Source organism: Kribbella steppae (assembly GCF_004342025.1).
In the GTDB taxonomy this organism is placed as follows: Bacteria; Actinomycetota; Actinomycetes; order Propionibacteriales; family Kribbellaceae; genus Kribbella; species Kribbella steppae.
In genome coordinates, this window is the sequence record NZ_SLWN01000020.1 from 78,864 (window position 1) to 100,783 (window position 21,920).

At 67.7% G+C, this 21,920-nt stretch carries 20 protein-coding genes; 7 read left to right on the forward strand and 13 right to left on the reverse strand.

The window, feature by feature from the left end:
• Nucleotides 1-47: 47 nt before the first annotated feature.
• A complete protein-coding gene (locus tag EV652_RS39785) occupies nucleotides 48-590 on the forward strand; it encodes a CGNR zinc finger domain-containing protein (protein WP_158441486.1) in 543 nt (180 codons plus the stop codon).
• Here EV652_RS39785 and EV652_RS39790 read toward each other — a convergent pair.
• The 3 genes from EV652_RS39790 to EV652_RS39800 form a co-directional block, all read right to left on the reverse strand.
• The gene (locus EV652_RS39790) at nucleotides 534-1,211 is read right to left on the reverse strand and encodes a GNAT family N-acetyltransferase (protein WP_132215384.1); all 678 of its coding nucleotides are present in this window, start codon (nucleotides 1,209-1,211) and stop codon (nucleotides 534-536) included. The two genes, EV652_RS39785 and EV652_RS39790, sit on opposite strands and share 57 nt — an antisense overlap.
• Before the next feature lie 32 nt (nucleotides 1,212-1,243).
• Nucleotides 1,244-2,392 carry an ROK family transcriptional regulator gene (locus tag EV652_RS39795; RefSeq protein ID WP_132215386.1) on the reverse strand — a complete coding sequence of 383 codons (1,149 nt, stop codon included), beginning with the start codon at nucleotides 2,390-2,392 and terminating at the stop codon, nucleotides 1,244-1,246.
• Between the two features lie 247 nt (nucleotides 2,393-2,639).
• On the reverse strand, nucleotides 2,640-3,341 hold the full coding sequence (locus tag EV652_RS39800; RefSeq protein WP_242002293.1) for a GAF and ANTAR domain-containing protein: 702 nt from the start codon (nucleotides 3,339-3,341) through the stop codon (nucleotides 2,640-2,642).
• Nucleotides 3,342-3,489: 148 nt separating this feature from the next.
• Here EV652_RS39800 and nhaA point away from each other — a divergent pair, with 148 nt between their 5' ends.
• Nucleotides 3,490-5,367, forward strand: coding sequence for a Na+/H+ antiporter NhaA (nhaA, locus tag EV652_RS39805; protein ID WP_132215390.1), 1,878 nt, complete (start codon nucleotides 3,490-3,492; stop codon nucleotides 5,365-5,367).
• Nucleotides 5,368-5,461: 94 nt separating this feature from the next.
• Nucleotides 5,462-5,935, forward strand: coding sequence for a rhodanese-like domain-containing protein (locus EV652_RS39810; protein ID WP_132215392.1), 474 nt, complete (start codon nucleotides 5,462-5,464; stop codon nucleotides 5,933-5,935).
• Between the two features lie 3 nt (nucleotides 5,936-5,938).
• On the opposite strand, the gene EV652_RS39815 is transcribed toward EV652_RS39810, so the two are convergent.
• The 3 genes from EV652_RS39815 to EV652_RS39825 are packed head-to-tail and all read right to left on the reverse strand — an operon-like array spanning nucleotide 5,939 to nucleotide 8,138.
• Nucleotides 5,939-6,439 carry a tetratricopeptide repeat protein gene (locus EV652_RS39815; RefSeq protein WP_199238662.1) on the reverse strand — a complete coding sequence of 167 codons (501 nt, stop codon included), beginning with the start codon at nucleotides 6,437-6,439 and terminating at the stop codon, nucleotides 5,939-5,941.
• A 27-nt stretch (nucleotides 6,440-6,466) separates the two neighbouring features.
• On the reverse strand, nucleotides 6,467-6,838 hold the full coding sequence (locus tag EV652_RS39820; RefSeq protein ID WP_199238663.1) for a DUF1622 domain-containing protein: 372 nt from the start codon (nucleotides 6,836-6,838) through the stop codon (nucleotides 6,467-6,469).
• Nucleotides 6,839-6,854: 16 nt separating this feature from the next.
• Nucleotides 6,855-8,138 (reverse strand): FAD-binding oxidoreductase, encoded by a 1,284-nt coding sequence (locus EV652_RS39825; RefSeq protein WP_132215394.1) that lies wholly within the window; start codon nucleotides 8,136-8,138, stop codon nucleotides 6,855-6,857.
• 72 nt (nucleotides 8,139-8,210) lie between these two features.
• Here EV652_RS39825 and pdxR point away from each other — a divergent pair, with 72 nt between their 5' ends.
• A complete protein-coding gene (gene pdxR, locus EV652_RS39830; RefSeq protein WP_132215396.1) occupies nucleotides 8,211-9,617 on the forward strand; it encodes a MocR-like pyridoxine biosynthesis transcription factor PdxR in 1,407 nt (468 codons plus the stop codon).
• 48 nt (nucleotides 9,618-9,665) lie between these two features.
• On the forward strand, nucleotides 9,666-10,409 hold the full coding sequence (locus EV652_RS39835) for a GNAT family N-acetyltransferase (protein ID WP_132215398.1): 744 nt from the start codon (nucleotides 9,666-9,668) through the stop codon (nucleotides 10,407-10,409).
• Here EV652_RS39835 and EV652_RS39840 read toward each other — a convergent pair.
• On the reverse strand, nucleotides 10,399-11,394 hold the full coding sequence (locus EV652_RS39840) for an MBL fold metallo-hydrolase (RefSeq protein WP_242002294.1): 996 nt from the start codon (nucleotides 11,392-11,394) through the stop codon (nucleotides 10,399-10,401). The genes EV652_RS39835 and EV652_RS39840 overlap by 11 nt on opposite strands.
• A 118-nt stretch (nucleotides 11,395-11,512) precedes the next feature.
• Here EV652_RS39840 and EV652_RS39845 point away from each other — a divergent pair, with 118 nt between their 5' ends.
• Together EV652_RS39845 and EV652_RS39850 are read left to right on the forward strand one after the other, a co-directional pair.
• Nucleotides 11,513-12,394 (forward strand): LysR family transcriptional regulator, encoded by an 882-nt coding sequence (locus EV652_RS39845; RefSeq protein ID WP_132215400.1) that lies wholly within the window; start codon nucleotides 11,513-11,515, stop codon nucleotides 12,392-12,394.
• Between the two features lie 35 nt (nucleotides 12,395-12,429).
• A complete protein-coding gene (locus tag EV652_RS39850) occupies nucleotides 12,430-13,293 on the forward strand; it encodes a serine hydrolase (RefSeq protein WP_500784512.1) in 864 nt (287 codons plus the stop codon).
• Between the two features lie 25 nt (nucleotides 13,294-13,318).
• Here EV652_RS39850 and EV652_RS39855 read toward each other — a convergent pair whose 3' ends face one another.
• From EV652_RS39855 to EV652_RS39880, 6 genes are all read right to left on the reverse strand, one after another.
• A complete protein-coding gene (locus EV652_RS39855) occupies nucleotides 13,319-13,720 on the reverse strand; it encodes a RidA family protein (protein WP_255512686.1) in 402 nt (133 codons plus the stop codon).
• 461 nt (nucleotides 13,721-14,181) lie between these two features.
• The gene (locus tag EV652_RS39860) at nucleotides 14,182-15,288 is read right to left on the reverse strand and encodes a dienelactone hydrolase family protein (protein ID WP_132215406.1); all 1,107 of its coding nucleotides are present in this window, start codon (nucleotides 15,286-15,288) and stop codon (nucleotides 14,182-14,184) included.
• Complete coding sequence (locus EV652_RS39865; RefSeq protein ID WP_132215408.1) at nucleotides 15,285-16,172, reverse strand: carbohydrate ABC transporter permease; 888 nt, start codon at nucleotides 16,170-16,172, stop codon at nucleotides 15,285-15,287. The genes EV652_RS39860 and EV652_RS39865 overlap by 4 nt, the downstream gene beginning before the upstream one ends.
• A 118-nt stretch (nucleotides 16,173-16,290) precedes the next feature.
• A complete protein-coding gene (locus EV652_RS39870) occupies nucleotides 16,291-17,220 on the reverse strand; it encodes a carbohydrate ABC transporter permease (RefSeq protein ID WP_132215410.1) in 930 nt (309 codons plus the stop codon).
• A gap of 28 nt (nucleotides 17,221-17,248) precedes the next feature.
• The gene (locus EV652_RS39875; RefSeq protein ID WP_132215412.1) at nucleotides 17,249-20,449 is read right to left on the reverse strand and encodes a pectinesterase family protein; all 3,201 of its coding nucleotides are present in this window, start codon (nucleotides 20,447-20,449) and stop codon (nucleotides 17,249-17,251) included.
• 67 nt (nucleotides 20,450-20,516) lie between these two features.
• Complete coding sequence (locus tag EV652_RS39880; RefSeq protein WP_132215414.1) at nucleotides 20,517-21,863, reverse strand: ABC transporter substrate-binding protein; 1,347 nt, start codon at nucleotides 21,861-21,863, stop codon at nucleotides 20,517-20,519.
• Nucleotides 21,864-21,920: the final 57 nt, after the last annotated feature.

The following is a 21,920-nucleotide window of genomic DNA, read 5'->3' on the forward strand; positions in this document are numbered from 1 at the left end:
GAATGAAATCGTCCGGCGCGCCGAACTTCTCGCGTCATACTGGATGGGTGGAGGCCACGGATCATCTGAAGGCGTCGCTGGTCGCGGCGATCGCGTTGGGCAACACCTTCGGATCCGCCTGGCGACAGGGCCGTCCGGCCGCGGAGCCGGATGCGGCCGCTGTGCACGACGTACTGCGGCTGACGACCAACCTACCGGTCGAGGTGGACGCCGCCGCTTTCGCTTCGGGTGGTCGGCGCTTGTACGACGCTCTGGGCCACCTACCCGAAGGCGAGGTCGATGCGGCGGTTCAGGTGGTGAACGAGCTGCTGAAGGCGACGAAGGCGGCGCCACAGCTGACCCGGCAAGAGAACTCGCCCTGGCACCTGCACTTCGGGGATCCGGACGAAGCGACCGGCTGGATCGCGGAGTTCGCGACCGCGACCGCCATGTTGCTCGGCAGTGATGACGTCCATCGGCTGCGCCGGTGCGAGGCGACCCGATGCGAGGACCTTTTCCTGGACTCGACCCGGAGCCGCACCCAGCGGTTCTGCTCAGCGGCCTGCCAGAACCGCACCAAGGTGGCCGCCCACCGCGCCCGCACCGCCTGATCCCTTCGCGGTCACCATGGTTGCTTCCGGCAACCAGCCGAGCTTGCGGTAGAGGTGCACGCCTTCCACCGTTGCCATCAACAAGCCCGACTCGGCGCCCCGCTCGATCGCGCGCCGGTTCAGCGCGCCCATCACCACACTGCCCAGCCCGCGCCGCCGATGCGCCGGATCGGTCTGGATGTCGTGCATCACCGCATCATTGTCGACAATCGACGCCATGCCCCGTGCCGCGATCGTGCCGTCCGCCGCGAGGATCCGCACGGACTCCAGCGGTCCTTCCGAGGTGATCTCCAGCTCGTACGACGAAGTCCCCGGCTGAGGGTGATCGCGCAGCTCGATCGACATCAGCATCTTCTGCTCCGCGAACGGCTCGAGCCCCGTGTCGGTCAACCGTCGGGCCACCTCGTCACCGTGCTGCGTGGTCACGGTCAGCCAGACATCCTCGATCGTCCCGGCCGCCAGTCGGTCCACGACCGCGGGTTCGTCCGTCAGCGCGAACAGCTCCCGCTCGCGCCCCGGCAATCGCAGGACGACGGCCAATGCGTCGTCGTACTCGATCGCCGGTTCCAGCCCCCGGCACAGCCGCCAGCCCTCGACCCATCGCCTCAACAGCTCGCTCATGCCGTCGAGTGTAACTGTTTAATCGAGAATAGTCAGTTACCGCGTCCGAGGACGAAGGTCTGGATGGCGACGACCGCGGCGCCGCGGGCCCATTCGGTGAAGTCGGCGGGCTGCAGGACCATCCGCAGTTCCGCGGCGGACGGGTGGCGGTCGGCGTGCAGCCCGGCGAGCAGTTCGTCGTGGGCGACCTCGGCGAGCCGGACGCCCTCACCGCCGAGCACCACCAGCTCGGGCATGGTGAAGTTCGCGGCGGCTGCGATGAGTCGGCCCAGTGCACGGCCGGCCCTGCTGACCACCGGGTGCGCCGCAACGTCGCCCTTGGCGGCGAGGTCGAGGCATTCCTCGTAGTCGACGGGCCGTCCGAGCACACTGCCGACCTGTCCGGTGATGGCGCCGACGGTCAGCAGGCTCAGTGCGCACCCGTGGTGACCGCGGTCGCAGCGCGGCCCGTCCGGAACGAGGGGGTGATGGCCGATCAGGCCGATGCTCGTGTCGGGGCTGTCGACAGTCCGGTTGTGGAGGACCAGTCCGTACCCGACCCCGACCCCGATGGTCAGCAACACGAAGCGGTCGGAGCCGCGGCCGGCGCCGAACCAGTGCGTCGCCTCGGTCAGCGCGTTGAGATCGTTCGCCACGACGACGGGGGTGTCGGTGCCGGCCGCGAGAATCTCGCCGAGCGGTACGTCGACCCAGTTCAGATACGGTCCCCAGCGGACCTCGGACCTGTCCGTCACCCGACCGCCCACGGTCACGCCGAGGCCGGTGATCGGGCGCTGCCCGGGCACCTGGACGGCGAGGTCGTCGGCCAGTTCGAGGACGAGCCGGGACACGGCGGACGGAGTGTGGTCGATGAGCGGACGCTCCGCGCTCGCGATCACCTCGGCACGCAGCGTCGTCAGGACGCCGATCGCGGTGTCACCGGTGAGTTTGATGCCGACGAAGTGATGGGTGGCCGGATCGAGGTCGAGCGGTTGCGACGGGCGGCCGACGCGGGCGTCCGTCGGTCCGGCGGTCACCTCGACAAGCAGACCGGATTCCACCATCGGCTTGGTCAAACGGGTCAGACTGCCAGGCGACAAACCCACCCGGCGGGACAGTTCGGCGCGCGACAACGGCCCGTCCAGCAGGATTTCCAGCGCCACCTGCCGCGACGGACCGGTCAATGGTCGCCATTCACCCACGCGCCCAGCGTAACGGTGTCAGGGAAGGCTGGGTTGGACGCCGGGACGTGACCCGGTCCGCGGTTCTGGCCGCACAAGCCCCGGCGTCAAGCTCAACCCAACGGTCCGCAGGTGTCGACACAACAAGGCGATGCGGACCACTCGCGGGCGGAGTACCCAATTCTTCTTGAATTATGCACCCGATGCGCCGGGAAGGCGTTCGCCGGTTTCCTATATTTTCTTAACGTTTCAAACGATTGCTGGATTACTAATGGGGGAGTTTGCGGGTGTCGATGAGTTGCTGGGCGACGTCGCGGAGTTTGGTGTTGGTGTCCTGGGAGTAGCGCTTGAGGATGGCGAAGGCTCGGTCGCCGTCGACGTCGAAGCGTTCCATCAGGATGCCCATGGCCTGGCCGACGAGTTTCCGGGCGTCGACGGCTTGGGCCATGGTCTCCTCGTGGCGGGCGGAGGCGACCGCGACGGAGGCGTGCCGGGCGAGGATGTGGGCGATCGCCTCGTCGTCCTGGCTGAACGCGTCGGGGATGGCGCTGTAGAGGCCGAGCACGCCGACCGTCGCGCGGGCACCGTGACCGGTGGTCAGCGGTACGTCGAGGACGCTGCGGACACCGAGAGCGGCGACCTTCTCGGCCCATTCGGGCCAGCGGTCGTCGGTGAGGGTGTCGCGGATCAGGATCGTTTGCCGATCCCGTAAAGCGGTGACGAGCGGGCCCTGCTGGCTGCTGATCTGCAGGGTGTACACGTCGGCGACCACGGGGTCGGTCACCGCCGCGACCTCGGGCTGAGAACCGCGGGCGTACAGGGCGACGCCGGCGTAGGTGCAACTGAGCGCCTGCAGGGCGAACTGGACGACTGCATCGATCGTCTCGTCCACCCCCGGGGCGTCGTGCAGCTCGATCGCCAGGTGGGCGAACGCGTCAGCCGACGTCGAGGCGAGGTCTTGCTCGGTCAAGGGGACTCCAGTCGTGCTCGAGCCATCAGGCACCCCTTGGCTGGAGTGATCCTCAGGAGACATAATGCAGCCCGCACCCCCCAAACTGTTAGCCGGTCCGGCCCTAGATTTTTCTGGGTCCTTGAACCCAGAACGATACAGTGAATCCATGACGGACTTCTCCGCGCTGCTGAGCGGCCGGACGAGCTGGCGGCGGGAGATCGCGGCACCGGTTCGTGCCTTCCTGCGGACCGAAGCGGGCAGCTCCGGAGTGCTGGCCGCGGCGATCCTGATCGCGCTGCTCTGGGCCAATCTCGCACCGGGGATGTACGACGATTTCTGGCGGACCGAGCTGTCGATCGGGCTCGGCAACGACGTGCTCAGGCTGGACCTGCGGGAGTGGATCAACAGCGGCCTGATGACGCTGTTCTTCTTGGTCGTCGGGCTGGAGGCACGGCGCGAGTTCGACCTCGGCGACCTGCGCGACCGCAGCCGGTTCGTGCTGCCGCTGGCGGCCGGCGTCACCGGGATGATCCTCCCGGTCCTCATCTACCTGGCCTTCAACGCGGGTGGCGAGGGCGCCCATGGGTGGGGTGTCGCGATGTCGACCGACACCGCGCTGGCGCTCGGCCTGCTCGCGCTGGTCGGCCGCGGCGTCCCCGATCGCGTCCGGGTGTTCCTGCTGACCGTGTTCGTCGTCGACGACCTGCTCGCGCTGCTGGTCATCGCCGTCGTCTACAGCGAGAACATCGCCCTCAAACCCCTCGCGCTCGCCCTGCTCTCCTTCGCTGCAGTGGTGGTTCTGGCGGTACTACGGGTGCGCAAGGCCTGGGCGTACGTCGTACTGGGCGTCCTCACGTGGGCGGCCTTGCTGACCAGTGGTGTCGACCCCGTGGTGGCCGGACTCGCGATCGGTCTGACGGCGTCGGCGTACTCACCTGGACGTGAGGAGCTCGAGCAGGCGACCGGGCTGTTCCGGCTGTTCCGTGAGCAGCCGACGCCTGAGCTGGCCCGCTCCGCGACGGTCGGGCTGACCGCGACGATCTCGCCGAACGAGCGTCTGCAGTACCTCTATCACCCGTGGACCAGCTATCTCATCGTCCCGCTGTTCGGCCTTGCGAACGCCGGCATCCCGATCGATCTGGACTTCCTCGGGCAGGCGTACACGTCGCCGATCACGCTCGGCATCCTGGTCGGGTACGTGGTCGGCAAGCCGGTCGCGGTGACGGTGGTGTCCTGGCTGCTGACCCGCTTCTCCGGTGGGCGTTACCGGCCGCAGGTCGGCTGGGCGGCGGTTCTCGGCAGCGGCACGATCGCCGGCATCGGGTTCACAGTCTCCTTGCTGATAGCAACGATCGCGTTCGAAGGACCGTTGCTCGCGGAGGCCAAGCTCGGGCTGCTGTCGGCGGTCGTGGTGGCGTCGGTGCTGACCTGGCTGGTGTTCCGCGCGGCCAAGCTGCTCTCCCCACCGAAGAAGGCGCTGGCCCTGCTCGGCGACGCGGAGATGTTGGTGGACCTGATCGATCCGGTCGATCCCGAGCGGGATCACATCCGCGGTCCGGAGACGGCGTCGGTGACCTTGGTGGAGTACGGCGACTTCGAGTGCCCGTACTGCGGGATGGCCGAAACCGTCGTGCGGGATCTGCTCCGGGACGACGACCTCCGGTACGTCTGGCGTCACCTGCCGCTGAGCGACGTCCATCCGCGGGCGCAGATCGCGGCCGAGGTGTCCGAGGCGGCGGCCGCGCAGGGTGCGTTCTGGGAGATGCACGATCGGCTGCTCGCGAACCAGGAGAACCTGCAGCCCAAGGATCTGCTCCGGTACGCCGAGGAGCTCGGGCTGGACCAGGAGCGGTTGCACGAAGAGGTGAAGCGGCACGTGGCGGCGGCGCGGGTCGCGCAGGATATCGAGTCGGCCGATCTGAGCGGCGTGTCCGGTACGCCGACGTTCTTCATCAACGGGCAGCGGCACTACGGCGCGTACGACGTCGAGACGCTGAAGGCCGCGATCAAGGTCGCCAGGGCGCGGGCCAAGATCAGTCGCTGACTGGATCTTGTGGCACTAGGGCATTTCTGCCACTGTCGCGCGGCGAAGAGATGCCCGACGCTGGTGGCTCCGCTGATCGACAAGGAGCCCCGAGATGCCCGTTGACCTGCACACTTCGGCTGTTCTGCAGACGCCCGCCGCCGAGCGGGACGTGGCCGTCGCGCACTTCGCCGGCCGCCTGTCGTTCGAGGCCGATGTCTCGGACGTGGCCGCGGACATCGGCGCCGGCGTGACCGGTTGGGTGCTGGTCGACAGCCGGAGCCAGGAGAGCTGGGACCAGGGTCACGTCCCCGGTGCGATCCACCTGCCGACCCGCGAGATCGCGGCCCGCGCGGCGTCCGTCGTACCGGCGGGTGTGATGGTGGTGACGTACTGCTGGGGGCCGGGCTGCAACGGTGCGACGAAGGCCGCACTCGAGTTCGCCAAGCTCGGCTATCCGGTCAAGGAGATGATCGGTGGCTTCGAGTACTGGGCCCGCGAAGGCCTGCCGGTGGAGACCGCCGACGGCATCGAACGCCGCGAGGCCGACCCGCTCACTGCACCTCGCGGGATCGCCTGTGCGTGCTGACGGTCAGAGGTTGGCGAGGTAGTCGGCGTTGCCGCGGATAGCGGCCTCGTAGCGCTTGATCTCGGGCGTCCCGAGGCGGTCCGCGATCACCAGGAGCAGGCTGGCGAGCGCCTTGTCTTTCTGGCCGGCCGCATGCAGGGTGAGCGACTTGAACACCCGCAGCGAGTCGGACTCGGGGAACTCGGCGCACGCCGCCTTGAAGACGTCCAGCGACTCGTCGAACCGGTCCAGGTTGCGCAAGGTGCTGCCGTACTGGAGGAGGCACTTGCGCCGCGTCTCGCCGGTCAGGCCGGGCAGGGCGCGCTCGTAGTACTCGATCGCCTTCTCCTCCTGGCCGTCGGTGTCGTACGAACCGCCGACCTCGTACAGCACATAAGGATTGTCCGGGTGCTCGGTGAGCAGCTTCTCGAAGAAGTCGATCGTAGGCTGCATGTTCGACCGGTCCCGCCGGGCGAACGCCTCCTCGATCGTCGCCGCCAGTTCAGGAGTCAAATCGGTCGTCACAGGTCCATCATGCCAACTCGGGCGGAGTCAGGACGGCGATTTGCCGGCTGCTTCGTCCGCAGCAGGTCGTGTCTGCCACGGCCAGGACCCGGAGATCTCGACCTCGAGGGCGAAGCTGAGCACGGTCCGGATCACCACGATCAGGCCGAGCACCAGCACACTCTCGACGGAGGTGTCGACGATGATCGAGCGAATGATGTCGCCGACGATCAGGATCTCCAGGCCGAGCAGGATCACCCGGCCGAGGTTGACCCGCACTCGCTGATAGCTGCCGGTGCGTCTGCGCAGTACGTCGTACACGTAGCGGACCAGGAGGATGCCGAGGCCGATCGCCATGATGAACACGCCGGTGCCCTCGATCACCTGGGCCACATCGGCGAACACAGCCTCGAAGTCCACCGTCCACAAGTACCAGTCAGGCGGCGTTGGTGGTAGATGCCCCGCCGGGCCGGATGTTCTGGTTCAGGTGGAAGACGTTCGCCGGGTCGTACGCCGTCTTGAGCGCGGTCAGCCGGGTCAGCTTGGCCGGCGGGAAGGCGCGGCTGATCGAGTCGCCGTTGAGGACGTTGAGGTAGGCACCGCTCGCGTACGGCGCCAGCGTCGCGGCGTACTCGCGCAGCTGGGCGATCCGCGATTCGTCCTCGGCCGGGTCCTCCCAGCGGGTCGCGGTGACGAACTCGAACTGCGTGTCCCGGTGGCTGAAGGCCGCGTCGTCGTCCGGTACGTCGGCGATCGCACCGCCGTACGCCTGCAGACTCGCGGACACACCCGGGGTGCGCAGCAGCGCGCGGATCGCGTCGTCCGGCAGTGCCTTGAAGTAGTGGCCCTTCCAGTAGCGGCGGTAGCGGTGACCCTGCACGTTGTCGTCGCGGCTCTGCAGCGTCAGGTACGACGTCTCCTCGACGTGCTCGTCGGTGGGACCCATGGCACGGAAGGCGTCCAGCAACTCGAAGCCGCCGTTGCCGACCCACACGTACCCGACGGTGACGGCGTCGGCCGTGATGCTCGCGGTGAACGTCGCCTGCCGGGGCGCGGTGGTGTTGAGCTCCCTCCACGCCCGCAGTACGTCGAAACCCGCCGAGGACGGATAGGTGAACTCGGCAACCAACGCCCGGGTGCCGATGTGGTGCAGCCGGAACTCGAACGACGTGACGATCCCGAAGTTGCCGCCACCGCCGCGCAGCCCCCAGAACAGCTCGGCGTTCTCGTCGGCACTCGCGCGGACCACCTCGCCGTCCGCGGTGACCAGCTCGTACGACGCCACGTTGTCGCAGGCCAGCCCGAACTGCCGGGCCAGCCAGCCCATCCCGCCGCCGAGAGTCAGGCCGCCGACGCCGGTGTGCGAGACGTTGCCCGCGGTCGTCGCCAGGCCGTACTGCTGCGCGGCCTTGTCCAGCTCACCCAGCAACGCGCCGCCCTGGACCCAGGCCAGCTGCCGGTCCGGATCGACCCGGACCGCGTTCATCGGGGTCAGGTCGATCATCAGGCCGCCGTCGGGGACCGCGTGGCCGGCGATGCTGTGGCCGCCGCAGCGGACGCCGATCTCCAGGCCGGCCTCCCGGGCGAACCGGACCGCGGCGACGACGTCGGCGGTGTCGTGGCAGCGCGCGATCGCGGCCGGGTAGCGGTCGACCATCGCGTTCCACACGCTCCGGGCCTCGTCGTAGCCGGTGTCGCCGGCCTGCAGCAGCTTGTTCATCGTTCCGCTCCTTGGTCTTTGGGCTCTCCATCACCCTGACAGCGCAGCGGTACTCCGATAAGGTCCAGTTGCGTGAGCCGAAACAGGACCAGTTCCGGCGCCGCCGAGCTGCTGGTCGAGCTCCGGCGGGACGGCGGCGTGCCGCTGCACCAGCAGCTGGAGAAGGCGATCCGGGACCGGATCCGGCAGGGCCTGATGCGGGCCGACACGGTGATGCCGTCGACCCGGGCGCTCGCCCAGGACCTCGCACTCTCCCGCGGCGTCGTGGTCGAGGCGTATCAGCAGCTCGTCGCCGAGGGGTACCTGGTCAGCCGGGCCGGCGGCTACACCCAGGTCGCGGACATCGCCGTGGTCGAGGCGTCCACGGTCGCGTCGCCGGTGATCGGGCCGCCGCGGATCGACTTCAAGTACAGCAAGCCCGACGTCTCCGAGTTCCCCCGCGCCGCCTGGCTGCGGTCGCTCAAGAAGGTGCTGAACGAGACACCGCATCGGAGCTTCGCCTACCTCGACGGCCGCGGCGCGCTCGAACTCCGGCACGCGCTCGCCGACTACCTGAACCGGGTCCGCGGTACGGCGGCCAGGCCCGAGAACATGCTGATCTGCAACGGTTTCGCCCAGGGATCGCGGTTGCTGCTGCAGGTCCTGGCGAAACAGGGCTACCGGCGTCTCGCGGTCGAGGACCCGTCCGACAACGAGTTGCGCGAGGTGGCGACCACGGCCGGGCTCGAGGTGGTCGGCGTACCGGTGCTGGAGACCGGGATCGATGTCGACGTACTCGAGCAGTCCGGGGCGGACGTCGTACTGGTGACCGCCGCGCATCAGTTCCCGACCGGAGCGGTGACGTCGGCGGAGACACGGGCGGCGTTGGTCGCCTGGGCGGTACGGCGGGATGCCTTGATCATCGAGGACGACTACGACGCGGAGTACCGGTACGACCGGGAGCCGATCGGGGCGGTGCAGGGGCTGGCGCCGGACCGGGTCGCGTACGCCGGGACCGCGAGCAAGACGTTGGCGCCGGGGTTGCGGCTCGGGTGGCTGATCCTGCCGGGCTGGCTGGTCGAGGAGATGTCCGAGGCGAAGTTGACGGACGATCGCGGGTCGCCGGTGCTGGAGCAGTTGGCGTTCGCGGACTTCGTGGCGCGCGGGGAGTTCGACCGGCATCTGCGCCGGATGCGGCCGAAGTACCGGCTGCTTCGGGACACACTGGTCGAGCGGTTGGGTGAGCGGCTGCCTGAGCTCGTGCCGGTGGGAGTGTCGGCCGGTCTGCACGTGATGACCTGGTTGCCGGCGGGGATGTCCGAGAGCGCGGTGTCGGCGGCCGCGCTGGAGCGTGAGCTGGGGGTCTACGGCTTGGCGCCGTACTGGATGGCCGGGCACGGACCGGCCGGGCTGGTGTTCGGATACGGCGGTTTGACCGTGAAGGCTGTTGCTGAGGGCATCGACGTTCTCGCGGACGCGGTATCCACTCTGAGTGAATAATCATCCATTCGGTTGCAAGTTGATTCGCTTGGTTCTACGCTGGGTGGAGTGATCAGTGCAGCTGGCATCGACAGTCTGATGAATCAGGGCTGGCCCGCGGAGGCCAAGACCGAACTGGACGGCTGGGTCGTCCGCCGCAACCGCGGCGTCACCAAGCGAGCCAACTCCGTGCTGCCCGCGAGCGCGCCGTTCGACCTCGAACGAGCCTTGGACTACGTGGAAAACCTGTACCAGGCACACGGCATCACGCCGTGCTTCCATGTCAGCCCGGCGGCCCAGCCGACCGATCTGGACGACCGGCTCGAAGCTCGCGGCTACGTCGTGCAGGCGCCGACACTGGTGCAGTGTGCCGAGGTGGCCGACCTTCTCGACCGGTTGCCCGACTCGCCGGTCGACGTGAATATTTCCTCGGTGCCCGACGATGCCTGGATGGACGCCTGGTGGCGCATCGACGGGCACGGCGGGGAGGACGACCAGGCGGCCGCCCGGCAGATCCTCAACCGCGGCCGGGCGCTTTACGCGACGATTCCCTCGGTTGGTCCGGTCAAGGCGATCGGGCGGCTCGCCCTGGTCGACGACTGGGCCGGCTTGTACTGCCTGGCCGTCGACGAGCAGTTCCGCCGGCAGGGGCTCGCCCTCGCCGTCATCCGCGCTCTGTTGCAGAAGGCAACGACCTTGGGAGTCCGGCGGGTCTTCCTGCAGGTCGTCGCGGAGAACGAGCCGGCCCAGGCCCTGTACGACCGGCTCGGGTTCCGGACCGTCTCGCAGTACCACTACCGAGTCAAAGCGTGATCTTCTCCAGGTGATCCAGGACGACGAACTCCGCGCCGGCGGTCTCGACCGACGTGCGGAGCTTCGTCAGGTCGGTCCACGGCACGCCGGGCTTGTCCAACGGCAGGTCGAAGTCGTCCCAGTGGGTGGCGATGACCTTCTTTACGGGCTTGATCGTCTGCAACAGTCGGTCGGTGATCCCGGGCTCGCCGCCGGGTGCGGCGAAGACGACGTCCACCTGCAGGTCGCGCAGGGCGTTCGGGTCGAAGTTCGCCGTACTCAGGCTGAGGATCCGCGTGCCGCCGATCGTGATCACGTAGGCGAGCGTGCCGCCCTCGAGGAGGTCCTCGATCATGCGCGGCCGCGGTGGGACGCCGTTGAGTCGGTAGCCCGGGTAGGCGTAGGTGTGGTGCCGTCCGCTGCACGAGTGCAACGACGGGAACACCTCGATGGTGAAGCCCTCGAACGGCAGGTACTCACCGCCGCGCACCGGTGACAGCAGGTCCGCCGGCGTCCGCATCGCGCGGAGCATGTTGACGTGGGACTCGGTGCCGAGAACGGTCGCCTTCGTCTTCTTCGCGACGTACGGTACGTCGGCCATGTGGTCGTAGTGCCCGTGGTGCACGAGGATCGCGTCGGCCGTGGAGATGTGGCGGTCGATCACGTCCGGCTTGATCACCAGCTTGGTCTTGGGGTCCGCGCCCTCGGGCGTGAACGTGCCGGTCTTGAACCGGGTGATCCAGGGATCGGTCAGGACGACGCTCTTCCCCGACCGGATCTGCCACGCGTGCGTCCCGAACCAGGTGAGCTCCACCGGCTGGCGTTCCTGGGTCGCCTTGGCTGTTGCTGCCTCACTGGTCGCGGTGCCCGCTGTTGCCGCGTCCGCCGTTGCGTCCGTCGTTGCAATGTCCGCCGTTGCGGCTTCGCCTCGGACCGCGACGCCGATGACTCCGGTGGCGCCGACCGCCGCCGCGCCCGTGATGATTCCCCTGCGACTCACCTTCACGCTGTCTCCCTCTCGCCGTACCTGGGCCTTCAGTCAAGGCGAGCGCGGTTGGGGATGTCGAATATGCTCTTGCGCATGATCCGATTGCCGGGACATATCGCCGCAGGTCAGCTGGGTCATGCTGACTGAGCGGCATCTGCAGATCTTCATCGCGCTGGCCGAGGAGCAGCACTTCGGCGATGCCGCCCGAGTGGTCGGCATCACCCAGCCGCCGTTGTCCCAAGGGCTCCGCCGGCTGGAGGCGTTGGTCGGGGCCAAGCTGTTCGAGCGTGGGCAGGGTCGGGTCGAGCTGACGGCAGCCGGTGCGGCGTTGCTTCCGTATGCGCGGCGTGCGTTGACCTCGATCGAGGACCTGCATCAGGCCGCGGTCGCGCGTGATCCGGAGGGACCGGAGATCCGGTTGGGGCTGGCGCCGGAGGTTCCGCCGTCGGCTGGTGCTGCGGTGGCGGCTGCGTGTGGAGCGGCGATCCCGGGGAGTCGGGTGACGGTGGTGTCCGCGCCGACCAGTTCGCTTGTCGGTCAGGTGTCCGCGGGTCGGCTGACGTTGGCCGTCGTACTGCATCCCGCCGTACTGGACGGACTCGAGGCTGGTCCGGTCACGTTGTTGCCGACGTGGGCGCTGGTGCCGACGTCGGTCGTGCCGGATGACGGTGACGAGGTGAAGCTGCGGCAGTTGGGTGGGCTGCCGATCGCCGTACGGCCGCGGGCGGAGGCGCCGGCGGCTCGCGATCTGTTCCTGGACACGTTGGCGTTGCATCGGCCCGACGGTGGGACTGTTGTGGTGACGGACGAGCGGGCCGGGCTGGCGATGACGGCCGCGGGGCAGGCGCTCGTGGTGACGGCCGATCCGTCGCTGACGGCGCCGGGGATCGGGCGGCATCGACTGGTCGACGATCCGCTGCCGGTGCGGTTGCGGTTGGTGTGGTCCAGGACGCGTACGCCGTTCTTGCGGCCGGCCGACGTGATGGCGCAGCTGACGAATGCGCTGGTGACGTCGTGAACGCGCGGATTCGAGCGGTCTTCGAGGATGCGGGCGTGCGTGGTTGGCTGCACGCGGTCGCGCTGGATTCGTCTTCGTCTTCGTCTTCGCCTTCGCCTTCGCCTGAGGCGACGGTTGGGGTGGACGCGGATGGCGTCGTACCGATGGCGTCGGTCTACAAGCTTCCGTTGCTTGCCGCGTTCTGCCGGCTGGTGGATCTCGGGGAGATCGATCCGCTGTCGAGGTTGACGTTGGATCCGGCTGAACGAACGGCCGGGCCGACCGGGCTGTCGGTGCTGGCGGATCCGGTGACGATGTCGCTGCGGGACCTGGCCGTGTCGATGATGACGGTGTCGGACAACGCCTCGGCCGACGCGTTGCTGGATCTGGTCGGGCTGCGGCGGTTGGCGGAGTTGCTGCAGTCGTTCGGTTTGCAGCGGACCTGGGTACGGCGGGGGACTGCTGCGAACCTGCGTGATCTGCAGCGGCGTACGGGGCTGGACGATCCGGATGCGGCGCTCGCCGTACTGGCTGACAACGACCGGACTGATCCGGTGGGTGTCTATGAGGCGGCGAACGCGTCGGCGAGCAGTCCGCGTGACATGACGTTGTTGCTCCAGCGGTTGTGGGCGGGGGAGCTGTTGTCGGCCGGGCAGACGGAGTTCGTGAAGGCGACGATGCATCGGCAGGTGTTCCAGCACCGGATGGCCGCCGGCTTCCCGCACGACGGCGTACGCGTCGCCGGAAAGACCGGGACCTTCGGAGCCCTCCGCCACGAGGTCGGCGTGGTCACTCTCCCGGGCGGCGCCGCCTTCGCGATCGCCGTCTTCACCCTCGCCGCCCGCGGCGACTTCCGCCAACCCCGCGTAGACACCGCCATCGGCGAAGCCGCCCGCGCAGCCGTAGACCTCCTCCGCTAACCGCTCACCGCCCGGTCCCCCGGGGTTAGATGACTGCGTAGGCCTCTACTTCGAGGAGGGCGTCGGGGCTGAAGAGGGCGCTGACCTGGACTGCTGTGCTGGCGGGTGGGTTGGTGGTGTCGACGTACGCGTCGCGGGCGGTGCGGATGGGCGGCAGGTAGGCGATGTCGGTGACGAAGAAGTTCAGCTTCACCACGTCGGCGAAGGTCGCGCCGGCCGCCTTCAGGCAGGCATCCAGGTTCGCGAACACCTGCTGCGCCTGCACCGCCGGATCGCCGACTCCGACGAAGTTGCCATCAGCATCCAACGCCACCTGCCCTGCGATCGCGACCCACTGCCCTGGCCCGGTCACCACATGGCTGTACCCATTGCCCGGAGCAACACCTTCAGGCCTGGGATGCGAGAGCTTGCTCAAAACGTCCTCCACAAGTCGTAGTCCACCCCATCCTCACCCCCAACACCGGGTGGCACCACCGCATTCCAACCCCCTCAGCCACCGCCGCAGGTTGCGAGGTACCGAAGGACAGGAGGTAGTCGGCTAGAACGGAGACAGAGCAGGGCATCCAGACGGGAAGCTTCGGACAGAAGCCGCGTACCTCCTGTCCGTCGGTACCTCGCAACCTGGGCCCCCGACCGTCAGACCGAGGTGCAATGCCCAGCCGGTGGTGGATTGCCGGTCGGTAGGTCAGGGGCGGTGATATTGCCCGGGGTGGTCGAGCAGGTGGGGTCACGGTATGCGTCGCAGCGGTAGCAGACCTCGTGGCGGTGACCTGGACCGGGTTGATCACCTCGAACCCGGCCGCTACGTCCTCGCTCCACTTTTTCGCCAGTCGTGCAGCCGGAGAACGCATCTCCAAGGCTTCTTCATTTCTTGACGGTTGGACCGCATTACAGCGACGACAACAGAAAGTCCTTGACCGCGTCCTGCATTTCGCGGTCGAAGCGGTGAGGGCCGGGGAGGAAGAGGCCTTGGTAGGTGGCGGGGCCGTAGTGGAAGTGTTCGGTGAGTTCGCGGTCGGCGGTGAGCATGCCTTGGGGTGGGAAGAGCTCGTCGTCCTCGGCGTAGACGACGAGTTGGTGGTGGCTGGCCCGGCCGGCGGTGAGGGACGGGTGGTCGAGATGACGGGCCAGGCCTGGGGTGGTGAACATCCAGGTGTGGGCGTCGAAGTACGCCGGGAGGAGCGAGTCGTACGTGGTCATCATGCAGACGATCGCCGACGCCTTGATCGCGGGATCGAGCGCGGTGAGGGCCGCCGAGCGGGCACCTCCGCCGGAGAAGCCGAAGACGCCGATCCGGTCCGCGTCCACCTCGTCGAGCCCGCGCAACACGCTGAGTGCGACGAGGTCGTCGTACGCGACCATGCCGGCGAACGACGTACCGAGCAGCCCGGCGGCCTTCGCGATCGAATTCTCGTGGTGGCCGGCGGCGACGTCGTACCACTCGTCGTCGCCAGGTGAGTGATCCGCCGCCAGCCAGGCCGCCTCGTACGTCGCCATCACGTCGCGCAGCCGCCACGGCAACGGATCGAGCCCAAACCGGCGCGAGCCCCACGCGAACGTGTCATGACACAGCACGACGAAACCGGCGCGAGCCAACTCGTTCGCGACGGCCCGGTCCTCGTAGAGCTCCTGGCGAAGCTTGACCGCACCGGCACTGGACCCAGGCAACTCGACCAGCCGCTCCGCACCGACCGACTTCACACCCGCATGGCAATGCAGCCCGAGCAACCCGGGCCCTGACGGTCCATCGGCGGGACGCAGCAGCCACGCCCGCGTCGGCGGTCCGAACCCGGTCGTCCACTCGAGCACCTGACCGTGGACACCGTCGGATTGCCAATCGTCGACAATCCGCACGGCCGGCGGCTGAGGAGGTTCGGGTACGCCGAGCAGCCCGGCGACCGTCGTGGTGAGTTCGTCCCCGGTGAGCGCCGAGGCATCGCGGACGAAATCGGGCCAGTCCTCGTAGCCACCCAGGGAGCTCGGGCGATCGCTCAACCCTTCACCGCCCCCGCCGACAGGCCCTGGACCAGGAACTTCTGCACATAGGCGAAGACAAGCACAACCGGTACGACGGCCACCACGCCACCCGCCGCCAATGCGCCGAAGTCGACGCTGTACTCACCGAGCATGTAGCTCAGCCCGACCGGGATGGTGAACTGGTCCTGGTCGTTGAGGAACATCAGCGCGAAGAGGAAGTTGTTCCACGATCCGATGAAGGCGAACGAGCTGATCGCCACCATCCCGGGCCGCAGCAGCGGCAGCACGATGGTCAGGAAGCCGCGGAGCCGGCCGCATCCATCCACCCAGGACGCCTCCTCCAGCTCGATCGGGACGTTGCGGATGAACCCGGCCATCATGATCAGCGACAGCGGCAACCCGAACACGGTGTCCGCGATGACGATGCTCCACGGGGTGTTGATCAGCCCGATGGTGCGGAAGATGTCGAACAGCGGGATGAGCATCATCGCGCCCGGGATGAACTGCGTGCACAACGTCATCACCAGGAACGCACCCCGGCCGCGGAACCGGAACCGGGCCAGCGCGTAGCCGCCGAGCAACGACAACACCGTCGTACCGAACAAGGTGAACAACGCGATGATGACCGAGTTCTTGAAGAACACCGCGAACCCGGCACCGTTCCACACGGTCGCGTAGTGCTCGAACGTGATCGGCCACGGCACCACGGACGTGGACCCGGCCGGGCGCAGGCTGAACAGCAGGATCCAGTAGAACGGCACCAGCGTGAACAACAGATACAGCGCGAGCGGCGCGTAGATCATCCACCGCGGCGCTCGCCGGTTGTTGGGAATCTCTTGGCGGGATTGTCGACGATCGACAGTCGTACGACGCTCTGCCGGCGCCTCAAGAACCGTGGTCATGGGGCCTCCCGGCCTGGACTGAGGAGTGGAGGGAGCGCAGCGACTGGAGTGACGAGGGAAGGCCGGGAGCCAAGGCCCCATGACCCCGCCGGCGCCGAAGGCCCGGCCAAAGGCACTGTCATGCTTTGTCCTCTCGGCCGACTCTGGAGAGCTTGAGATACGCGATCGAGAAGATCGCCAGGATCAGGAATGCGGACACGGTCAGCGCGGAGCCGTAGCCGAACTCCTTCGCGTCGACCGCCATCCGGGCGACGTACAGCGGCAGCGTCATGGTCGCGTTGCCGGGGCCGCCGCCTGTCAGTGTGTAGAGCAGGTCGACGTTGTTGAACTCCCACACCGCCCGCAGCAGCGTCGACAGGATGATCGCGTTCTTGAGGTGCGGCAGCGTTACCGACCAGAACCGCTGCAGCCGCCCGGCACCGTCGACCTCCGCGGCCTCGTAGAGATCCTGCGAGATGGTCTGCAGATCGGCCAGCAGCAGGATCGCGAAGAACGGCACACCGCGCCACAACTCCGCGAGCACCGCCGCCCAGAAGGCAGACGTGCCGTCGATCAACGGGCTCTCGCCGTAACTACCGATACCGATGTCGGCGAGGTAGCGGGAGAACCCGGTGGTCGGGCTGTAGATGAGCAGCCAGATCGTCGTGGTGAGAACACCGGCGACCGCCCACGGGGAGAAGACCAGCGACCTGGCCAGGCTCCTCCCCACGAACGTCTCGTTGATGACCAGGGCCAGGCCGAGCCCCAGGACCAACTGGAGCCCGACCTCGACGACGACCCATTGCGTTGTGAAGCGCAGCGAGTCCCAGAACATCTGGTCGCCCAGCATGTTCTGGTAGTTCTCGAGGCCGATGAAGCCGTTGCTGCGCGGCTTGGTGACGTTGTACTTGAACAGCGAGTAGTACACGACACTGCCGATGGGGTAGAGCAGGAAGATCGCGACGAGCACCAGCGTGGGCGCCAGCAGCGCGTACGGCGTCCACCGCTCCCGCGGTCGCCGACGGACCTGTGTGTCCGGCGGCGCCGGATCGGCCTGCAGAACTGCCATCGTGGAATCTCCTTGTTGTTGCTGCGGGTCAGTCGCGGTCGACCGGGTTCCACCCGTCGGCCCCGGCCAGCCAGGCGGATCGGTTGGCCGCGGCGGCCTCTGTGTCGGTCAGTTGCGGGCGTCCGTCGCCGGTCGCGGCGCCTGGGCCGGTGTTGCGGTACTCGGCGAATCGCGCGTCGCGCCACGACCACCCGCTCATGTCCGTCCAAGCCGGCGTACCGATCTGGGCGCCGAGCCAGGAGTCCCGCACCACCACGCGGGGATCGGCACCGGGGTCGCCGCTGGGATGCCACGGACGACCGAGGAAGACCGTGCCGGCGGCGGCATCGGACTCGAAGCGGCTGTGTTCGATCAGGTAGCCGTGCGGGTTCGTGTCGACGGTCGCGGCCGCGGTGACGTACCCGTTGACCGGTTGGCCGCGGTTCACCGACTTGATCGTGCTGTCGGTGATCACCGCCGTACCGCGGCCGTAGATGAAGTCGACGTCACCCTGGATGAGCGAGTCGGTGATCCAGGTGCGGACGATCGCCTCGCGGTTCGGCGTGTCCAGGAGCAGCGTGTCCTGGTTGCCGAGCAGGCGCACATTGTCCAGCCGGATTCGGTCGCCGGCGGTGCGGAGCGCGATCGCCTGGCTGGGGAAGTTCGCCTGCTCGTCCCAGCCGTTCTCGACGGTGATGTCCTCCACGGTCACGTCGTCGCCGAGGATGCCGAGCGTCGCCGATCCGGTCGCGCCGAACGTTCCGCCGTAGAACTTCTCCTGGCCGGCGGCGAGGTCATAGGTCAGTACGACGTCCGCCGGGTTGCCGGTCGCGCTACGAATGGTCAGGTTGTCCTGGAACGCCCAGATTCGGACGACCTCCCGGTAGACGCCGGGCTTCACGACGATCGTGACCGGCCCTTTTCCGCCCACGGTTGCCACGGCCGCACCGAGGCTGCCGAAGTCGCCGGTCCCGTCGAGTGCCACGGTGACCGTGCGGCCGTAGCTACGGGCCTTTGTGGTCGGTCCGGCGTACTCGCCGACGAGCTCGGGCACCTTGCTCGCGGCGTCCGGAGTCGAGGCGTAGTACGCCGCCGGGTCGAACGCCGTACCGACGTTGTCGCGCCGGCCGCGGATGCTGTTGAAGACATTGTTCTTGTTGACAATCTGCGAGGCCGGGTCCTTGGCGACGATCGGATCCTCGCCGTCGGAGTAGTAGTTGCTGTCGGCTACTACCTTGGCGGCGCCGCGGGACATCGTGCCGTACTGGCCGAAACCGCGGAACCAGTTGTTGTAGACGTGCGCGGCCTCGGTGTTGTCGATACTCGCGTTGCGCTGGTAGGTGTTCGAGAACCAGTTGTGGTGCATCGTGATCTTGGTCAGCACGTTCGTGGTCCAGCCGACGCCGACCGTCTTGTTGTGTGCGCTGAAGACGTTCCACGACAGCGTCACGTAGTCGGAGTCCTTGCGTACGTCGACCAGGCCGTCACCGAGCCGCTCGAACGTGACGTGGTCGATCCACACGTGGTGTGCGGTGTCGAGCCGGATTCCGTCGTTGTCGTTCTCGGCTGACTTCCCGTCCCAGTCGCCGGGGATGTAGGAGTCGCGGATCCGCAGGTTGCGGACGATCACGTTGTGCGTGCCGTTGAGGAACAGGCCGCCGCCGACGAGTTCGGCCACGGTGCCGGCGCCGATGATGGTCTTGTTCGACGCGACCGAAACCTGGGTGCCGAAGGGAATCCGCAGACTGCCCCGGACGACGATCACCAGCGGTTCGGCGCTACCGGCGTACTGGGTCAGCTTCTCGGCCGTGTCCGCGACCACGATCTGGCCGCCGAGTCCGCCGGTGGTGCCGGTGGGGAGGTCGGCGGTCGGGATCGACGCCATGCCGGTCGCCTTGCCCGACCACACCGGGCCGTCGGCCGTGGTACTGGATGGGGCGTTCATCAGTTGGAGGAGTTGCTTGTTCTGGTCCAGCCTGCCCGCACCCGCCCACGCGCCGACCAGCGAGGGGACGCTTGGCGCGGGGTTGATCAGCAGGTGCGGGCCGGAGCTTCCGGACACCGTCGGCAGCAGTTGGTCATCAGGATGTACGGCGTTGTAGGCGGCCAGTACCGCTGTCGGCCGGCCGTTCACCCAGTTGCCGGACTCGGTGATGCCGGTGCCACCCCAGTCGTAGATGATGCGGTCCGGGGTGACGCCTTGGAACCAGTTGCTGCGGGCAATGATCGAGGACTCGACGCCGACGCCCCAGGAGTACTCGTACCGGTCGGGATTCGTGACCCGGTAGAGGTTGTTGTAGACATGCGCCTGGCCGAACCGGACCCGCGGACCGCGCTGGACCAGGTCGGTGAGCTCGTTGTGGTGCATGGTCACGCGGATCTTGCCGCGGTCGGCGATGACGCCGTCGCCGTTGCCCCACAGCAACGACTTGTCGTGACCGCTGAGCTTGTTCCAGGAGATCGTGACCAGGTCGGCCTGGCGGACCACGTCGAGCAGGCCGTCGTGGCGGAGGAACGGTTCGCCGAAGTACTTCGGCTGCTCGGTGTCGACGGTGTCGCCGTCGTCGAGGGTCAGGTGGTCCAGCCAGACGTGAGTCGACCGGCTGACGACGACGTTGTCCCACTCGGTCTTCCAGGTGTCGCCGTTCCAGCCGGGGAAACAGTCGTACGCGTCGGAGATCCGCAGATTGCGGACAATCACGTTGTCGACCGACTCGATGTTGACGACGAACCCGACCAGGTGCGCGTCGCTGAGACCGATCAGAGTCGTGTTGGCGCCGATATCCATCCGGACCCGCTCGGCCTGTTTCGCCGACGAGGCCTTGCGGGCGTCCTCCACCGGGCCGGTCGCCGGACCGGTCCAGTGCGCCGGGTCGTAGGTCTGGAGGTAGTTCTCCAACGTGTACGGCGCGACGTTGTACTCCGGACAGGCGATCGGCCGGCCGTCATCGGTGGTGTTGGCATCGAGCTTCCCGACCACCTGCACGATCTTCGGCTCGTCCCCGGCCACAGCAGCCTTGAGCTCAGCCGCCGTCCGAACCTGTACGACGCGCTCGGCCGAAGCCCCACCCGTCGTACCGGATCCGTCGGAGGCCCACCCGTCACCAGGCGAGAGGACCTGCCGAGCCGGATCCGAACTGTGAGTGGTTGTCGGTGTGGCTTGGTGTGCGACCGCAGCCTGCACCGGCACGAGGCCGAGCAGTGCGGTCGCGAGTAGGAAGGTTGTGGTGGCGCGGAGGGAGGGCGGCATGACGGGGTCTCCTCACAGAGAGAAACCGGTTTCTTAGGACGAACTACAGACCGTGGTCAGAGCAGGGTCACTTGCCTGCCTTGAGCGACTCGTCGTACTCCTTCTTCGCGGCCTCGAACCGGGCGGCGTACTTGTCCGCGAACGCCTGCGCAGTGAGCTTCTTCTGGAGCAACTGCTGGAAGTCGGCTTCCATCTCGGTCTTGAGGATCTTGCTCCAGTCCGGCAGGTACGTCGGCAGCTGCAGGTACTGCGTCTTCGGGTTCTTCGACGTCTCCACGATCGCCTTCAGCGGCTGCGACTGCTGCACCCACGACGCCTTCGCGGCCTCGGTGTTCGCCGGCACCTGGCCGACCGCCTCGCACCACTCGGAGTTGGCCGTCGTGCTCATGAACTCGACGAACTTCCACGCCGCCGCCTTCTTCTCGCTCTTCGCGAGGATGCCGAGCCCGGAGATGGCCGGCGCGGTCGCGGTGATGACGCCGTCGGCGTTCGGGAACGGCTGGACGCCGGCCACGTTCGCCGGGCCGAGGGCCTTGAAGTGGTCCTGGGTCGAGCCGAGGTTGTGGTGTGTCGCCCAGGCCGAGCCGCCGTCGAACGCGGCGACGATCTTGGCGTAGTCGTTGGACAGGTCGGCCGGTGCGCTGACGGTGCCGTACAGACCGGCGTACCGCTCGAGCGCCTTGACCGCCTCCGGGTCGTTGAACGTCGCCTTGCCGTCGTCGGTGAAGAACTTGCCGATCCCTGCCTGGCCGTACGTCATCGCGAACATCGGCGGCATCGAGCCCGGCCCACCGCGGAACGCGAAGCCGAACCTGTTCTTGTCCTTCTCGGTCAGCTGCTGGGCGATGGAGAAGAATTCGTCGTACGACTTGGGCTCGGCCAGGCTCTTCTGCTTCAGCCAGTCGGTCCGGTACCAGATCACGTCCGACAGCGCGCTCAGCGGCGCCTTGTAGAGCTTGGCGTCGGCGGAGTTTCGGCGCTCGTTCGCGATCATGGTCGCGTCGACCTTGCTGGTCAGCGCCGACGTCTCGTACGCGTCGTCCAGCTTGACCAGCGCGTTCTGCGCGATCAGGTGGGCGACGTCATTGCCGATCAGCATCACGTCCGGGATCTCGCCGGAGGCGAGCGCGTTGTCGACCTTCTGCAGGTACGACGAGTTGGGCAGGCCGACGTACTCGACCTTGATGTCGGGGTTGGCGGCGTTGAAGTCGCCGATCAACTTCTCCCACTTCTTGGTCAGCGCCGGATTGGCGTTGGTGTCCCAGAACTGGACCGTTCCCTTCGCCTCACCCCAGTCGTCGGGGTTGCTCGCGGCCTCCGAACCGCCGCCGCTGGTCGGGCCGGCACAACCGCCGATCGCCAGCGTCAGTGCCGCGGCCGCCGCTGTGGCCCGGAACCACCCTCTGCCTGTCATCTCGTCCTTCTCTCCACGCCGGAACAGTTTGAGAAACCGGTTTCTTCGTGAGAAAGT

What these genes read in the sequence shown, in the direction of transcription:
- EV652_RS39790 (WP_132215384.1), bottom strand. Translation starts at nt 1,211, where the DNA reads ATGAGCGAGCTGTTGAGGCGATGGGTCGAGGGCTGGCGGCTGTGCCGG.
- nhaA (WP_132215390.1), top strand. Translation starts at nt 3,490, where the DNA reads ATGACGGACTTCTCCGCGCTGCTGAGCGGCCGGACGAGCTGGCGGCGG.
- EV652_RS39810 (WP_132215392.1), top strand. Translation starts at nt 5,462, where the DNA reads ATGCCCGTTGACCTGCACACTTCGGCTGTTCTGCAGACGCCCGCCGCC.
- EV652_RS39825 (WP_132215394.1), bottom strand. Translation starts at nt 8,138, where the DNA reads ATGAACAAGCTGCTGCAGGCCGGCGACACCGGCTACGACGAGGCCCGG.
- EV652_RS39845 (WP_132215400.1), top strand. Translation starts at nt 11,513, where the DNA reads ATGCTGACTGAGCGGCATCTGCAGATCTTCATCGCGCTGGCCGAGGAG.
- EV652_RS39865 (WP_132215408.1), bottom strand. Translation starts at nt 16,172, where the DNA reads ATGACCACGGTTCTTGAGGCGCCGGCAGAGCGTCGTACGACTGTCGAT.
- EV652_RS39870 (WP_132215410.1), bottom strand. Translation starts at nt 17,220, where the DNA reads ATGGCAGTTCTGCAGGCCGATCCGGCGCCGCCGGACACACAGGTCCGT.
- EV652_RS39875 (WP_132215412.1), bottom strand. Translation starts at nt 20,449, where the DNA reads ATGCCGCCCTCCCTCCGCGCCACCACAACCTTCCTACTCGCGACCGCA.
- EV652_RS39880 (WP_132215414.1), bottom strand. Translation starts at nt 21,863, where the DNA reads ATGACAGGCAGAGGGTGGTTCCGGGCCACAGCGGCGGCCGCGGCACTG.